Below are 15824 nucleotides of genomic sequence, written 5' to 3' on the forward strand. Positions count from 1 at the left end.
AATAGAAGCAATGAATCATTATCAATGTGTTAGGGTTTCAGCAGGAAAAGGTGGGTTTGGCGATCCCTTGGTACTGGTACCAAATGAGACAAAAAATAAGGTTGTCAATATTACTGGCGGCGTCATGTCATCCGTTGCCCAAAAGATTGCGGAGTTAACAGGTTGCATTCTAATTGATGGTTTTAAAACCGGAGTACCCGATCATGAGATTCTCTGTGTGGTAATTGATTGCGGCGGCACTTTGCGCTGCGGGGTCTATCCGCAGAAAAGGATACCGACGATTAATCTAATGCCTTCTGGTCCGAGTGGTCCTTTAGCCCAATATATTACAGCCGATATTTATGTATCGGATGTGAAGGAAGCCAATGTACAGATATACCAGGGGGCAATGGAAGTGAGTAGCGATAATGTGTATGAAGATAATCGGGCGAGGCAGCCCAAGTATGATACCAAGAAAAAAATCAGTGAACAGACGACAGCAGGTGTGATGGCTACAGTGGGGAAAGCCATGGGCTCGATAACGGGGACCTTATATCAAGCTGGTCGTGATACCATCACTACGATTATCAAAACCATACTACCTTTTATGGCCTTTGTCTGTATGCTCATTGGCATTGTATTAAGTACTGGTATTGGCGATGCCTTTGCCCAATTATTAACGCCTTTAGCTGGAAACATTCAAGGACTATTGTTATTATCTGCTCTATGTTCTTTTCCTTTTTTGTCACCCTTCTTAGGGCCAGGTGCTGTGATTGCCCAGGTCATTGGGGTGTTAGTCGGGGTGGAAATCGGCAAAGGCAGCATTCCGCCTCATCTGGCACTACCGGCTCTTTTCGCCATCAATTCCCAGGCAGCTTGCGATTTTATTCCCGTTGGGTTGGGTTTGGCGGAGGCAGAAGCAGAAACGGTGGAAGTTGGTGTTCCCTCTATCCTGTATTCTCGCTTTATAACCGGGCCGACGACAGTGGCTATTGCTTGGCTGGCCAGCTTTGGATTATACGGCAAATAGTGTGAGAAAAGGCAAAGAAAGTACTTAGGTTTGGGGGGGGATTCGATGCAGTGTATTTATCAGACCCGGGTTATGAATTCAGGTAAAATGGTGGCTGTTTTGTTGGTGGAGAGAATGATCATTCTGTTTAAGGACAACGCGCCGGAGGAGCTAGCGGATTATTGCATCTTGCATAATGAAAATCAGCTTTCCGATATCATTCAGGAACAGGATGTACTGGTGATTGGCGATACCGAATACAAGATTCGTTATGTCGGCGAGGAAGTGCAACGAAATTTGGAAAATTTGGGACATATCACGTTGCGATTTGATGGCAGTACCGAGGGTTTGGGCGGTAGTATATATCTGGAGGATAAGGCGGTTCCCCAGATTCACATAGGCGACAGAATCGCAATCTATCGAAAATAGGTGGGAAAAATGAAAATATTACTGGATACAGCACAAGTCAGCTATATCAAAAAAATGAATGGGTTGTATCCCATTGATGGGGTTACAACGAATCCTACTCTCTTAGCGAGAACCAAGCGACAGGGGGTAGAGGTATTACAAGAAATCTTGGCGGTCATCGGGACGAAAAAAATGCTGCATGTGCAGGTGTTAGGCACTGGCGCTCAGGAAATGATCGGGGAAGCAGAATATCTAGTGAATAAGTTAGATGGCAATGTCTATATTAAAATTCCAGTGATTGGGGAGGGGTTTATTGCCATAAGCAAGTTGCATGAGAGAGGAATAAAAGTGACCGCTACAGCTGTTTTCACTGCCCAGCAGGCCTTAATGGCGGCGAAGGCCGGTGCTGATTTTGTGGCTCCCTATGTAAATCGGGTGGATACCATTGCAGGGGATGGCGTGAAATTAGTAGCTGATATTGTTCATATCTTTAGCATCTACCAGCTAAAAACCCAGGTGCTAGCAGCCAGCTTCAAGAATCACGGACAAGTGCAGCATGTTTGTCTAGCCGGGGCGCATGCTGCAACCATTGGTGAGGAGGTATTTCAGAGTCTCACTTGCCATCCTCTAACCGATTGGAGCGTGGATCAGTTTATTGCAGATTGGGAAAAGGTCTACGGTCAAGGAACGGGAATGAGGGGGAAATAGTCTAAAGAAAAAGGACACTGTTACTGTACACATTAGGGATTACACCATATCACGAGTAGCTAACCAAAAAAATAATTAATCCAAATACGAAACTGCCCTTGCGCCTATGAAATTCAGGAGTAAGGGCAGTTTTCTATGTAGGTTAATACTAGAGATTAACATAAACTGACTAAGCAGTCACAAATCTGTCACATTTCTATAATATACTTAAGATAGAAAATTAAGGGAGTGATCGTTTGTGAAAAGCATAGTTAAAAAGATAGTTATTTTCTCAATGATAGGCGTGATGCAGATCGGTTTTGGAGCATCAGTAATAGAAGCTTCATCGTTACACAGTGAACCAGTTCCCATGCGGCACCATGATGATCGAGATGACCAAGATCGGCATGAACGCGAGCGATATGAAAGACATGAACGGGAGCGTAGGGAGCGTGCTGAAAATGAACGCCATGAACGGGAGATGCGGCGTAGGCATCATGAGAGCGAGCGAGAATGGCACCGTCGACAAGAGAGAGAAAGAGAACGTCATGATAATACGATGAGAGAAATAACAGCTGGTTTGATTGGGATATGGATTGGTTCGCAGATTAATAAATAAAATTAGAATAAGCCGTTATCTAGCAAAACTGCTAGGTGACGGCCTATTATTTATCGGCATTTTTTTTACTAAAAAGAATGCAATGACTGAGGAAACGCAAGAGATTCAATACGTTTCTTGTTGTCATTAATATGTCATATTTTTCCTGTATTATATAATCCTAACAGAAGGAGGAGATAGTACATGAGCTATGGCAATAGTGACGGTTCGGACGGCAGCTCTAGCGGTGGTTATGGAGGAGATAGTTCCAGTAGCAGCTCTAGCGGTGGTTATGGAGGAGATAGTTCCAGTAGTAACTCCGCTGGTGGTTACGGAGGTGATAGTTCTAGTAGTAGCTCTAGTAGTAGTTGCGGAGACGATAGTTCCAGTAGCAGCTCGAGTGGTAATTTCGGAAGTGATAGTTCCAGTAGTAGTTCTAATGATAATTCCAATAGTAGCTCTAGCAGTAGTGTTGATAGCACAAATGATAGTAATAACGATAATTCGGATAGTGGCTCTAGTATTGATAGCCCGAATGTCAATTCTAATAGTAGCATTGCAGCAGAGAATGCTTCCAGCATCGATTCTAATAGCAACTTAACAGGAGCTCAATTGGACGGTTCTGCAGGTAATAGTTTAAATCCTAGCCAAGGTATTGTCGGAGGAACTCCCTGTTCAGAGGACCTAGGTAGCTATAATAATACATATAATGGTATTAGTTTAGATGGAACAGCAGGGGCTACGTTGGACTCATCGGAACCAGCAACATATAGTTTTAGTGGTTACATTAGTGATAACTATGGCAGTACCGTTGCAAGTTCCTATCAAAGTACGATGGATATGAGTGGTTTCCAGAATACAGAGGTAGCGGAACCATCTTTATTAGGGAGTGCTTGGAATTCACTAACTCAGTGGGCTGACCAAAATGTTGTCCAGCCTATCCAGGAGGCATTGAACACACCGATACAGTCTCAAGAAAGCACTTCGGTGGCGAATCTTCTTGCGGATAATGTTCCTGGTATGACGAAAGATGAAGTTGAAAATGGTCTTAGTAATATGGGGCTTACGACTAAAGATATAAATTCGACAACGAATATGATTGGAGATGATCCAGACGCTATTAGTAATTGGGCAACGGCTAATGGTATTAATCCCGCCACGGTAACATTGTTAGATGCTGATAACGCTTTACTAAATAATAGTGTAGAAAATTTGAGAAATCCTGGGGATGTTATTGTTCAAGGTGTTGACTCAAGTACAATGGGCAATATGTTGGACTTATCACCGAAAGCTAGAGCAGAATTTGATATTGTAGGTAATAGTGTATCTAATATCTTAGCCCCAGCTGGTTTAGCACTGACAGCCGCAATTTCTCCGGAAGCAGTACCTTATGTCGGTGCAGGTATAGTGTTTTTTTCTCAGGTTTGTAGTGATTTATCCGCTACATCAAGAGTAACAACATCTTATCTGGTAGGAACAGTTGGTAATATATTATCACTTGTTCCCGGAATGAAAATTGCACAGGGGTGGACAGATGAAGTAAAGTTAGGTGCTAATGTAATCAGCAAGCAAATTGGTCTTGGTAACGGGTTATATGGAACGGTAGGTGATTTGCAAACTTTGAATGAGGAATCTAAAGTACAAAAAAAATAATAGGATTCTTACTCTGTTTAATTCCACAGAAAAAAATGAGGCGGGTAGACTTTAAATGAATGATACTAACATAACAATTAATAACAAAGGTATATTATATTGGCTTATATCTTGTGTTGGAGTATACAGAATGGTCTTATCGTATCAAAAAAATAGTTTTATATTAGATTTACCTACGGTATCCACTCCATTGCTTTGCGCAATAATATGGATTATTTTGCTGTTCTTATATACACTTATACCTGCAGTTACTAATAAGAATTGGGATCTATTGCGATATACAAGCTTGGTAAGTATAATCATCATTATAAAGAGCTATTTTAAACTTGATGAGAATATATTTATCTTTGATCCATTCTCGCTAATATATTTTCTATGGATATTTAAAAAACCTATAGAAACAAAGATAAAAAATAGTGAATAATAACATGTAAAATGATTGTAGGGAGATGAACTAACAATGATAGAATGGTATATACCAGTCGGCTCGGTATTATATGTAATTATGTGCAGTTCGTCAATTAAGAAGGGAATCATCCAATCAGAAGGGGTAAATGCAATAATACTATGGATGGTTATTGTTGCAGCTTTATTGATTTTAGAATGTATAATACTACACATTGCAAAAACAAAGAAATATAATAAAAGAAGATGCAAAAGGGCGTCTGGATTAGCATCGGCAGCCGCAGGGCTTGCTATAATAGCACCAGGTATAATTTTTGGTTTCGGTTTTATAATTATAAATTGGATCTTCATGATTGGTCTATATAAGTACTCTTACAATCATCTAGTAAAAGGTATAGAAGAAAATACTGATAAGTATAAAACAGAGTGACTAAAATAAAAAGAGAGTGAAGTTTCTTAAAAGAATTCACTCTCTTTTCATTTTTACAGAGGGGTGGTTAAAGGCATAGGGGTAATATTTTTATGCTAAATAGATTGAAAGTAAAAGGGGATGGTTCGCAGTACGGTTCCTGGTTGTCATCGTACTGTCATATTTTTCCTGTATTATATAGTTCTGACAGAAGGAGAGCTCTAAGCTATAGGTAGCGTGATTCAAACAGCACGGCAATCAGTAGAAGACGTCTGTATGAATTAAGAATGCGAATTCACAAGACCGGCAAGGTGGTAAAGAATGTATTACTTTTATATATTCAATGTTATCCTTGAATATTTTCTATTTGGAGTAGTTTGGTTTATTGCATAGTATAATTTTTTGTATAAAACTTCTTTTTACAAAAATATTTGTAAGGAAGAGAGCGTAAAAGAAAAAAAGAAAAAAAGAAAAAAGCGTTGAAGTCCGCTATAATAGTAACAATTTTATTTGCACTCTTTAAAAATATAAATCATATCTTCTCATATTAAAATTTGTATAATTAGTCTCTTGGCTTTCGGTTGGGCGGGTGGTCTGTACATTTGAGGTTCTAGGAAAGGAAGTTTTATGAAAGACTTAAATAGCGAAGATGTTAAAGCGTATGCAGATTTTGAAATAATAGATTTATCAAAGAAAATACAAATTTGGTCAAATTTTTTATTTCTTTTGTTAATTACTATACCTACGATATTTTTTGGAGAGTATTCGAATATAACAGGAATAGTCATACCTCTAATCATTATAATATCAGCTGTATGGGTGGTTTACTTAAGTTTTGAGATTGAAAAAAAGCGGGAAAGTTTTATTTTATATATGGGATGTAATGCTTTGGTCGCCTCAAGTAGTTGTATGCTTGCTAGCTATATGTTATTGACTACGATTATTGAAGTAAATACTTTGGCGGTAGTGAGTGTAGTTGCCCTGTATATTATAGGTCTACTATTAAATGTGTTAAATGTATTACGATTAATAAGAAAAGGGTACTATAGTAAGAATTCTAAAAAAGGATCTGTAGCTTTAATTCTCCCTTTCTCATTATTAGGTTTAGGTATTGGTAAAGCGATGGTAGGTAAAGTTGGAAACAATGGGGCAGTTATTTTACTAGCATCGTGTTTAATGATTTTCGCATTTGGTGGTATGATGGGCACTCAAAATATATTAAAATACGCGTTAATACAGAGATATGGTAAAATTACTGCTAAATAGTGATTTGAATACAAAACCCTAGGAATAAAAAACTAATAGAAGTAAAGGAATTCAAAATGAAAACAAAATATAGATTTCATTGGTATATCTATCTTATCTCTTGGTCAATTCCTAGTTTATGTTATTAAAGACAGAAAAGAATATAATAAATTTAATTTTGCCGGTATCACCAGTGCAATCATTGGTTCAATAGTGATCGCCATCTCGACTACAGGACAGACAATGCAGGGTGTTTCTTTTGGAATTCAAATTCTGGTTAGCCTGGGATTGCTTTTTATGGGGATAATTCTTATAGGAATAGGTAATCATATCAGAACTCCTGAAAAGGTTTCGAAGAAACAATTAATGTACGGTCCTACGTAAAAGGCCCTTGATCCTGTGAAAAGTTCAGGATCAAGGGCCTTTTCTATGCATCTTTTACTAGAAAGACATGTAAGGAGTGAGGAAACTCAAAAGATGTAGTAAACCCCCAACGATTGTCATTAATATGTCATATTTTTCCTGTATTATATAGTTCTGACATAAGTAGGAGATAATACATGAGCTATGGCAATAGTGATGGTTCCCATAAAGGGAGAAACATGTTTTATGGATAAAAAGCGTTCAGTATGGCAAGGGGTGCTAATTGGTGCAATCATAACGCCTATTTGCTTACATTTGAAGTACCCATCTAATTTTATCGCTGTAGTTTTGGCAATCTTATTGCTTGTAATAAGCGTCATTAAAGACAGAAAAAAATACAATAAATTTAGTATTGCAGGTATGCTTAGTATAATTATTGGTGGGATAGGTGTCGCCTTTTCAACCACGGGAATGGTTATAAGTGTAACTTCTTTTGAAATGCAAATTTTTACTAGCTTGGGAATGATTTTTCTAGGAATTACCTTAATAGGCGTAGGCAATCATATTGCTAATCCAGAAAGGGTATCGAAGAAAAAAATATATTTTGTGATAGCAGTTAGTAGTTTTTTATTGGGATGTTTTTTGCTTTTATTTGAATTTGGGAAATACATAAGTAGAAATGCGCATTGAGTTTGTGGGTATATTTCACTTCAATAAGGTAATTTTGAAATATATATCTTTTGTTAGAGGTAATAATTTACAGAATGGTATATTATATTCTGTAACCGATAGATTTAATTGGGACAGGTAAATAGGAAACGGCCATGACACAAATACAGCTAGTCTAACTAAATTTAGGGGTCTGGTGCAAAATATTAAAAAAGCATATTCTTATTTTAGACCTAATATCTAGTCCCCAAAAGCACTTATTATAAGGGGGAGCCGGTTTGCGCAGATATAGTTGGTTAACAATAATTATTATTTTAGTAGTCATTATGGTATTTGGTATTGCAGTATGGCGAGGATTTCCACCATTTAAAATGCATACCTCTGATTTTCCTGGGTTATTGCATACAATAGAGGTACAGCCACAGAAAATTGAGGTGAAAATATATAAATCTGAGCGAAAGCTTGTCCTATATGGCGATGGAGAACCCATTGGTATTTTCAAAATGGCTTTGGGATTTGTCCCCCTGGGGGATAAGGAAAGAGAGGGAGATGGAAAAACTCCGGAAGGAAGATTTGTTATCTGCTATATCAACAATAATACGCCGTATGTATATTTTTACGGCCTTAGCTATCCCAATATCAAAGATGCCGAACGAGGGTTGAAGCAAGGTTTAATTTCGCAAAAGGAATATCAGCAGATTGTGGCTGCTTCTCAATTAGGTAGTATCCCTTTATGGAGTACTTCTTTGGGAGGTGAAGTGGGCATTCATGGAGGCGGTAATTGGATGGACTGGACGAAGGGCTGCGTAGCGGTCAGTGACACGGATATACTTACATTGAAGGATTATTTAAAGATAGGAACATCTGTTGAGATTTTCCCTTAATTGTAGTAATAAAATATAAGCAATATTCGTAAGCAGTCCTGAAGGGTAGAAATACTCTTGCAGGACTTTTGTAATTTAATAGTAAAGATAGAGTCATTGAAACAGGTAAGATAACGTCAAAACATGGGTTATACATCTCTTTAATTGTCACTAATATGTCATATTTTTCCTGTATTATATAGACCTAACAGAAGGAGGAGATAATACATGAGCTATGGCAATAGTGATGGTTCGGATGGCAGCTCTAGCGGTGGCTACGGAAGTGACAGTTCCAGTAGCAGCTCCGGTGGTGGTTATGGAGGAGATAGTTCCAGTAGCAGCTCCGGTGGTGGTTACGGAGGAGATAGTTCCAGTAGCAGCTCCGGTGGTGGTTACGGAGGAGATAGTTCCAGTAACAGCTCTGGTGGTTGTGGAGATGATAGTTCCAGTAATAGCTCCAGTGGTAATTTCGGGAGTGATAGTTCCAGTAGTAGTCCTAATGATGATTCCAATAGTAGCTCTAGCAGTGGTGTTGATAGCACAAATGATAGTAATAACGATAATTCGGATAGTGGCTCTAGTATTGATAGCCCGAATGTCAATTCTAATAGTAGCATTGCAGCAGAGAATGCTTCCAGCATCGATTCTAGCAGCAGCTTAACGGGTGTTCAATTGGACGGTTTTGCAGGTAATAGTTTAAATCCCAGCGAAGGTATTGTTGGAGGAACACCTTGTTCAGATGACATAGGTAGCAATTATAGTAGTAGTACATATAGTGGTATTAGTTTAGATGGAACAGCAGGGGCTACGTTGGACTCATCGGAACCAGCTACAGCATATAGTTTTAGTGGTTACATTAGTGATAACTCTGATAGTACAGTTGCAAGTTCCTATCAAAGTACAATGGATATGAGTGGTTTCCAGAATACAGAGGTAACGGAACCATCTTTGTTAGGTAGTGCTTGGAATTCACTAACTCAATGGGCTGATCAAAATGTTGTCCAGCCTATCCAGGAGGCGTTGAACACACCGATGCAGGCTCAAGAAAGCACTCCGGTAGCGGATCTTCTGGCGGATAATGTTCCTGGCATGACGAAAAATGAAGTTGAAAATGGTCTTAGTAATATGGGGCTTACGACTAAAGATATAAATTCGACAACGAATATGATTGGAGATGATCCAGACGCTATTAGTAATTGGGCAACGGCTAATGGTATTCAGCCAACAACGGTAACACCAACAGAGACAGCTGGGGTAGGTGATCTGTTGAATCAAGCAATTAATTGGGATAATGAACACGCAAATCCTGTGAAGAACCTTATGTTAAATTCTGGGGATACGGGTATTGCACAAGGAATTGATTCTTTAAAGGAAGTTACTGTTGGAAAAGTCAGTGTTCCATCTTTAGGCCTAGCTGCGGAATTGGAAGTAGCAGAAAAGTCTTTTGGAGTTTCCGCTCTAAAAGGAATTTCAAAATTTACAGGGGCGTTAAATATAGCTTCTACAGGTTATGATATATATAATGATTGCCAGAAATATGAAGGTACAGATTTAGCAATAGCTGTTGGAACTGATTTAGGTGCATACACTGTCGGACTTGGCGCTGCCGCAGTATGCGTAACAGTAAGCGCTCCTGTTGTTGCGGGAGTGGTATTTTGTTCAGCAGTAGCCGTGGGCGCAGGATTTGCCTCTAGCTATGTTAAAAATAATTTCTTGTCAAGCAAGTAAAAGGAGTTACACAATATGAACAAAAAATTAACCATGTGGCAGTGGTTACTAATTGGTTCGGCGATATCATCTATATGTCTACATTTACAGTATCCATTCAATTTAATTATTTTGGCTATTGCCCTCGTAGTGCTTGTAGTTCATGTAGTTAAAAACAGAGATAAGTATGACAAATTTAATATTGCCGGGATGGCTGTTATTGTAATTGGTGGATTGTTAATTGCTTCAACGATTATGGGATATATAATAGGAGGGCTTTCTGTAGCAACTCAAATTTTAGCAGCTTTTGTGGTGAGTTTTACAGGAATGTTTCTAATAGGAATAGGCAATCACCTAAGTGATCCTGCAAGGGTGTCGAAAAAGGCATTAATAATTGCTTCTACAATGTCATACCTATTATTATTTGCCTTTTACATACTTATAAAATTAGTTGAGACTAGGGATGGAAAATTTTAGTTGCTGTTGAAGTGGTCTGGTGGATAAGTTCGAGGAATGGGACAGAGGGACAGGTTTTTGCCCCGAGAGACGGAAGATGTAATTAAAACTAAGAGTCCCAAATAAGCATTCTAATAAAGATAACTTAAAGCTAGTGCTTTATTTGGGACAAGGAACCTGTCCCCTTGTCCCGTACATAGGTTTAATAATAAATAATTTGAACGTTTTACGATTAATAAAGAAGGGTTATTATCACAAGAATTCAAATAGTGGATCAACGGTCTTAATTTTCCCGTTTGCCATATTTGGTTTAGGTATCGGTAAATCAATGATAGGTAATATTGGACAAAATGGAGCGGTTATTTTAATAGCATCTTGTTTAATGTTCTTTGCAGTTGTATGTATGATAGGAACTCACAATTTATTAAAATACAGATTAATACGGAGATTTGATAAAAGTATTGATTAATGTTGATTCTCAAATACGGAAAATACCCTTGATCCTCTGAATCCAGGATCAAGGGTATTTTTTCTTATCTTTTTACTAGAAAGACAATGTACGGAACCATAGTATCTGCCCCTATCTCAAAATGAATCTTTATTAATCTTATCCATAAAGATACATAAAACACATATTGATAAGGACATACCCCAGATAAATGCAGCAAAAATACAAAGGATTAATCCCAGGATTCCTTGTTTGATTCTGTCTTTCATAATTCCAAGAATCAAAAGTATGCTTCCTATTGCTATACCGCCAGATAATGGTTTTGCCAACTCGTCATCTAACCCGATAGTTTGTAGAAAGCTAAACAGTAACGGATCTACTACCGATAATACAAGGATTAATACTACAAGTTCATATAATGAAATTTTATTAAAAAAAGATATTTTCTTTTTTATATAAAAAACCTCTTTCATATTAAATTAAATAGCACGTTGTAAAGATTTCTCGCCTTTTATTATATAATCAGTATTGCAGGCTGGCTAATTACAATATGTAAGCTAATTCAGGTCAATAATCTGTTTAACTTGTAATCATTTTGAATTAAATTATAACATCTATGAATTAAGGTGGCATCTGCAGAAAGGTAGAGAACCTTAAGAATGGCGATAGTAGGTGTAGTTGCCTTGTATATTACAGGTATACTATTAAAAGTAACGTAAAAACCTGCTACTTTTCTGTAGCAGGTTTTTTGATGCCATGTTTGTAAAGAACAAATTCTTTTGCCATATCTATTTCTTTTTTAATGTGTTCTGGTAATTTGTCCATTTCGTTATTATTACAAGTTGCTACTATAGTTGTCGGGTATGCAGCAGGGTCTTGATGCAGCGAAAGGAGCTGGCATACCTGGATATCTATTTGCAGATGGCAACTTGTATGATTTTGTTCAGGGGATATTGAAAAATAGACGAAGCAGAAATGGAAATTAATGATAGAACGATTCGTGATAACAAAAGATTCGCAACATTTTGTAAGATTTTGCAGGATTTTCATACATAAAGGGAAATAAAGAAGGAGAAAAGCTTAAAATGTATTAGACGGGTGGACGAATTAGCCTAGTCATAGAGCGGTAAAGAGTAATGCTGTATTACGGAGTGGTAAGAATGAAAGCGAATCCAATGTTTAACCTGCAGACGAAGATTATTCTTTTGGTTTGTGGTGTAGTTGCATTAGCGCTATTGGCTGCGAATGCGCTGATTACTAATCGTGTTGAGTCGAACGTACGAGAGACACTCGGGCAGAAAGCGATCGATGTCAGTCGGATGGTGACTCATTCCTCTATCGTGATTGCAGGCTTAGAAGGTCAAGATGAGGCATTGATTCAGGAATATGCCAATACCATTCGTAATGCTGTTAATGTGGAATTTGTGGTTGTGTTTGATATGCAGGGAATTCGTAAATCCCATCCCGATGAGACACTTGTTGGTAAACATATTAAGGGCGGGGATGAAACCTTAGCTTTGCAAGGGCGTGAGTATATTTCCTATGCAGAAGGTACGTATGGACCTTCCTTGCGGGCATTTTCCCCGGTCTTTGCCCAAGATGGGAGGCAAGTCGGGGCAGTCGTTGTGGGAATATTGCTTGGCGATGTAGAAAAGGCATTACAGGAAAGTCACAAGATTATATATATTGCTACCCTTTTTGGATTCGTTATTGGTATCGGTTTTGCTATTTTACTGGCGAGAAATATTAAGAAAACCTTGTTTGGCTTAGAACCCTTTGCCATTGCACAGTTGGTTCAAGAACGGAGTGCTATGCTGCAGTGTGTGCGGGAAGGGATTTTGGCAGTCGATAAGGATAGTGTCATAACCATAGCGAATAGTGAGGCGATACGTGTACTAAAGCTAGCTGGAATACCCGGTGATCCTATTGGACGTCAAGTCGCTGAGTATGTTCCCCATACCCGTCTAAAGGATGTAATGAATACGGGACAAGCAGAATTGGATCAAGAGCAAAAGATCAACGGGGTGACCATTTTAACAAATCGAGTCCCTGTTGTTGTAAATGGTGAAATTGTTGGCGCCATAGCCTCATTTCGCGATATGACAGACATGCGTCAATTGGCAGAAGAACTTACTGGTGTCAATAGCTATGTAGAGGCTCTGCGCTCCCAAGCGCATGAGTTTTTGAATAAGATGCATGTGGTTTTGGGACTGGTTCGCTTAAAATTTTATGACAAGCTTGAACTCTATATCACGCGAATTGCCAACAAAGACATCGCGGAGTCTGAATTTGTGGGTGGATGTATCCATGATCCTGTGCTTGGCGGGTTACTCCTCAGCAAGTTTAGCAGAGCCAGGGAAATGGCGATTGATATGGTATTGGCTGAGGACAGTTTTCTGCCAGAACCAGTCGATGCCCAAGTTACACAGGAATTAGTTACGATAGTGGGCAATTTAATTGATAATGCCCTTGATGCTGTGAAAGACACTCCCCAGCGTCAGGTAAGGGTATTGATGAAATATGAGGATAACCAATTGAACATTGAAGTGATGGATTCTGGTCCAGGGATAAATCTGGGGATTGTGGAGCAGATCTTTCTAAAAGGATATTCGACAAAAGCCCAGAGTCGTGGTTTTGGATTATTTCTAGTCGCACGGGCCATTGAAAGGTTAGACGGGAGTATTCAGGTTATAACGACTCCTGGTAATGGTGCATTATTTAAAGTCTCAATCGGGTATCAAGGCAAGGAGGTAGACTCTTGATCAAAGTTTTGATTGTGGAAGATGATCCAATGGTTGCCGAGCTGAATAAGCACTTTCTAGAGCAAGTGGAAGGTTTCTCTTTAGCGGGAATCGTATACAATGGCGCAGAAGCCCTTGAGTTTTTAAAAAATCATGAAGTACGTCTTATTTTGCTTGATATTTTTATGCCGATTGTAGATGGTATGGAATTATTAAACCGTATTCGCTTAATAGGCCATAATATTGATATTATTATGATCACCGCGGCACGCAATAGTGTAAGTATACAGAACTCTCTTAGACAAGGTGTTGTTGATTATATTGTTAAACCCTTTCAATTCGAACGCTTACATGCAGCGCTTATTGCTTATCGGGAACGAATTCAACTGATTGAAGAGTCTGCTGTCCTCAATCAAAATGAAATTGATAGCCGCATTTTATCAAAAGGTGATTTGTCAGCTAGAGAGCTGCCCAAAGGGCTGGAACAGGAAATGCTGGACATTGTGCTTGCCCAAGCAAAACTATATTCTACGCCTTTTACTACAGAAGCAATGGCGAAATCTGTAGGGAGATCACGGGTATCGATTCGAAAATATCTAAAATTCCTCAAGGAGACGGGTGTTCTACAGGCGAAACTTACTTACCACTCTGTTGGGCGTCCTGTTACCATGTATTCTTATATAAATCGCTAGTTTTATCATTCCGGGGTCGGCTTCGTCCGTTCCCGGAATTTTTTTTTGCCTTACATTAGTTACATAATGGTTCCATATATTCCGATACCGTTAGCGATCAAGAAGCAGAATGCTATACTCAAAGCAAAGCAATAAGGAGGAATGTATTATGAATATGGAAACAACATCAACCCCCAACTTACTGCAGAAGGGTTTTGGGTATTTACAATCGATTACCATTGGTTCTGTGCCTCTTCCCTTGTACTTAATTCTTGCAGCACTCATCTATATTGCATCTCTACATGGGAAACTACCAGCGGATATGATTGGCGGCATTGCTATCATGATGATTATGGGCATGGTACTGGGGGAAGTTGGTCTCAACGTGCCAGTTCTGAAAGATATTGGTGGGCCTGCCATTCTATCGATTTTTGTGCCGTCTATTTTAGTTTTTTATCAACTGCTGAATGTGGATTCGATGAAAGCCATTACGGCTTTTATGAAAACTTCCAATTTTTTATATTTCTATATTGCCTGTCTGATTACAGGCAGCATCTTGGGGATGCTGCGAGTGGTGCTCATTCAAGGTTTCATTCGAATGTTTATTCCCATTCTGGTCGGTTCTATCGGGAGTATTGTAGTAGGGACAGGGGTTGGAATGTTGACAGGCCTTGGAGCGCATCATTCTTTCTTCTATGTCGTCATTCCTATTATTTCCGGTGGACTAGGGGAAGGAATTCTCCCCCTATCGATGGCTTATTCGGAAATTCTAAATCAGCCCTATGAAAGCTTTATTCCTCATTTGGTGCCAGCAGCCATGCTGGGTAATGTGATCGCCATTATGATGGCTGGTGGACTTCGCACATTAGGAGAAAAGAAACCACATTTAACGGGTAACGGGGTATTAGTCAAGACCGGGGATGATGAAAGAATGCATGCCCCACAGAATATTGATAAACCTGTAAACTTTTCTCTTATGGGGGCAGGATTGTTACTCGCATGTTGTTTCTATATCTGGGGGCAGTTAGCCAGTAAGTTTATTCCGATCCCTGCACCTATTATTATGATCTTTTCCGCTGCCCTAGTGAAAGCGCTGGGTATTATGCCAGAAAAAATGGAACAAGGAGCGTACCATATGTATAAATTTGTGTCTGCAAATTTGACCTGGGCACTCCTAATTGGTGTGGGAGCTTTATATACTCCCTGGAAGGATGTTCTTGCCGCTATTAGTCCTGCCTATATTGCTACCGTCGCTGCTTCTGTGGTTGCTATGGTTGCGTCAGGATTTTATGTCGGCAGAGTGATGAATATGTATCCGGTGGAAGCAGCACTTGTGACGGCTTGTCATAGCGGCTTGGGAGGTACTGGTGATGTGGCAATTTTGTCAGCAGCCAGCCGAATAGAACTCATGCCTTTTGCCCAGATTTCCACACGGCTAGGTGGAGCCTGCATGGTGGTAATGGCAGCTATTTTAATGCGATTGTCTTTGTAACCTAAAGAAATTAGGGAGTGA

The 15824-nt window shown here is 39.1% G+C and carries 15 protein-coding genes; 14 read left to right on the forward strand and 1 reads right to left on the reverse strand.

All coding sequences use genetic code 11. The annotated features are described in order from the left end of the window. Positions 1–10: 10 nt before the first annotated feature. From srlE to QSJ81_RS08225, 11 genes are all read left to right on the forward strand, one after another. Complete coding sequence (srlE, locus tag QSJ81_RS08175) at positions 11–1009, forward strand: PTS glucitol/sorbitol transporter subunit IIB (protein WP_285716919.1); 999 nt, start codon at positions 11–13, stop codon at positions 1007–1009. 45 nt (positions 1010–1054) lie between these two features. After that, complete coding sequence (locus QSJ81_RS08180; protein ID WP_285716920.1) at positions 1055–1417, forward strand: PTS glucitol/sorbitol transporter subunit IIA; 363 nt, start codon at positions 1055–1057, stop codon at positions 1415–1417. A 9-nt stretch (positions 1418–1426) separates the two neighbouring features. Further along, a complete protein-coding gene (locus QSJ81_RS08185) occupies positions 1427–2104 on the forward strand; it encodes a transaldolase family protein (protein ID WP_285716921.1) in 678 nt (225 codons plus the stop codon). A gap of 238 nt (positions 2105–2342) precedes the next feature. Continuing rightward, the gene (locus tag QSJ81_RS08190) at positions 2343–2702 is read left to right on the forward strand and encodes a hypothetical protein (RefSeq protein ID WP_285716922.1); all 360 of its coding nucleotides are present in this window, start codon (positions 2343–2345) and stop codon (positions 2700–2702) included. A gap of 183 nt (positions 2703–2885) precedes the next feature. Next, the gene (locus QSJ81_RS08195) at positions 2886–4334 is read left to right on the forward strand and encodes a hypothetical protein (RefSeq protein ID WP_285716923.1); all 1449 of its coding nucleotides are present in this window, start codon (positions 2886–2888) and stop codon (positions 4332–4334) included. A gap of 460 nt (positions 4335–4794) precedes the next feature. After that, the gene (locus QSJ81_RS08200; protein ID WP_285716924.1) at positions 4795–5169 is read left to right on the forward strand and encodes a hypothetical protein; all 375 of its coding nucleotides are present in this window, start codon (positions 4795–4797) and stop codon (positions 5167–5169) included. 606 nt (positions 5170–5775) lie between these two features. Then, positions 5776–6414: a hypothetical protein gene (locus tag QSJ81_RS08205; protein WP_285716925.1), complete on the forward strand. Its 639-nt coding sequence runs from the start codon at positions 5776–5778 to the stop codon at positions 6412–6414. 588 nt (positions 6415–7002) lie between these two features. Beyond that, entirely contained in the window at positions 7003–7446 is a 444-nt protein-coding gene (locus QSJ81_RS08210) for a hypothetical protein (protein ID WP_285716926.1), read from the forward strand. A 257-nt stretch (positions 7447–7703) separates the two neighbouring features. Continuing rightward, positions 7704–8309, forward strand: coding sequence for a L,D-transpeptidase family protein (locus QSJ81_RS08215; protein WP_285716927.1), 606 nt, complete (start codon positions 7704–7706; stop codon positions 8307–8309). Between the two features lie 207 nt (positions 8310–8516). Further along, positions 8517–10016 (forward strand): hypothetical protein, encoded by a 1500-nt coding sequence (locus tag QSJ81_RS08220; RefSeq protein ID WP_285716928.1) that lies wholly within the window; start codon positions 8517–8519, stop codon positions 10014–10016. A gap of 15 nt (positions 10017–10031) precedes the next feature. Further along, positions 10032–10472: a hypothetical protein gene (locus QSJ81_RS08225; RefSeq protein WP_285716929.1), complete on the forward strand. Its 441-nt coding sequence runs from the start codon at positions 10032–10034 to the stop codon at positions 10470–10472. 564 nt (positions 10473–11036) lie between these two features. On the opposite strand, the gene QSJ81_RS08230 is transcribed toward QSJ81_RS08225, so the two are convergent. Next, entirely contained in the window at positions 11037–11372 is a 336-nt protein-coding gene (locus tag QSJ81_RS08230) for a hypothetical protein (protein WP_285716930.1), read from the reverse strand. A 687-nt stretch (positions 11373–12059) separates the two neighbouring features. Here QSJ81_RS08230 and dcuS point away from each other — a divergent pair. From dcuS to QSJ81_RS08245, 3 genes are all read left to right on the forward strand, one after another. After that, positions 12060–13661: a DcuS/MalK family sensor histidine kinase gene (gene dcuS / locus QSJ81_RS08235; RefSeq protein WP_285716931.1), complete on the forward strand. Its 1602-nt coding sequence runs from the start codon at positions 12060–12062 to the stop codon at positions 13659–13661. Continuing rightward, on the forward strand, positions 13658–14332 hold the full coding sequence (locus QSJ81_RS08240) for a response regulator (RefSeq protein WP_285716932.1): 675 nt from the start codon (positions 13658–13660) through the stop codon (positions 14330–14332). The genes dcuS and QSJ81_RS08240 overlap by 4 nt, the downstream gene beginning before the upstream one ends. Before the next feature lie 148 nt (positions 14333–14480). Next, complete coding sequence (locus QSJ81_RS08245; RefSeq protein WP_285716933.1) at positions 14481–15803, forward strand: 2-hydroxycarboxylate transporter family protein; 1323 nt, start codon at positions 14481–14483, stop codon at positions 15801–15803. Positions 15804–15824 lie beyond the last annotated feature (21 nt).

Source organism: Pelosinus sp. IPA-1, from assembly GCF_030269905.1.
Taxonomy (GTDB): Bacteria; Bacillota; Negativicutes; order DSM-13327; family DSM-13327; genus Pelosinus.

Coding starts and splice junctions, on each gene's coding strand:
- srlE (WP_285716919.1), top strand. CDS start 11: ATGAATCATTATCAATGTGTTAGGGTTTCAGCAGGAAAAGGTGGGTTT.
- QSJ81_RS08180 (WP_285716920.1), top strand. CDS start 1,055: ATGCAGTGTATTTATCAGACCCGGGTTATGAATTCAGGTAAAATGGTG.
- QSJ81_RS08185 (WP_285716921.1), top strand. CDS start 1,427: ATGAAAATATTACTGGATACAGCACAAGTCAGCTATATCAAAAAAATG.
- QSJ81_RS08195 (WP_285716923.1), top strand. CDS start 2,886: ATGAGCTATGGCAATAGTGACGGTTCGGACGGCAGCTCTAGCGGTGGT.
- QSJ81_RS08200 (WP_285716924.1), top strand. CDS start 4,795: ATGATAGAATGGTATATACCAGTCGGCTCGGTATTATATGTAATTATG.
- QSJ81_RS08205 (WP_285716925.1), top strand. CDS start 5,776: ATGAAAGACTTAAATAGCGAAGATGTTAAAGCGTATGCAGATTTTGAA.
- QSJ81_RS08210 (WP_285716926.1), top strand. CDS start 7,003: ATGGATAAAAAGCGTTCAGTATGGCAAGGGGTGCTAATTGGTGCAATC.
- QSJ81_RS08220 (WP_285716928.1), top strand. CDS start 8,517: ATGAGCTATGGCAATAGTGATGGTTCGGATGGCAGCTCTAGCGGTGGC.
- QSJ81_RS08225 (WP_285716929.1), top strand. CDS start 10,032: ATGAACAAAAAATTAACCATGTGGCAGTGGTTACTAATTGGTTCGGCG.
- QSJ81_RS08230 (WP_285716930.1), bottom strand. CDS start 11,372: ATGAAAGAGGTTTTTTATATAAAAAAGAAAATATCTTTTTTTAATAAA.
- dcuS (WP_285716931.1), top strand. CDS start 12,060: ATGAAAGCGAATCCAATGTTTAACCTGCAGACGAAGATTATTCTTTTG.
- QSJ81_RS08245 (WP_285716933.1), top strand. CDS start 14,481: ATGAATATGGAAACAACATCAACCCCCAACTTACTGCAGAAGGGTTTT.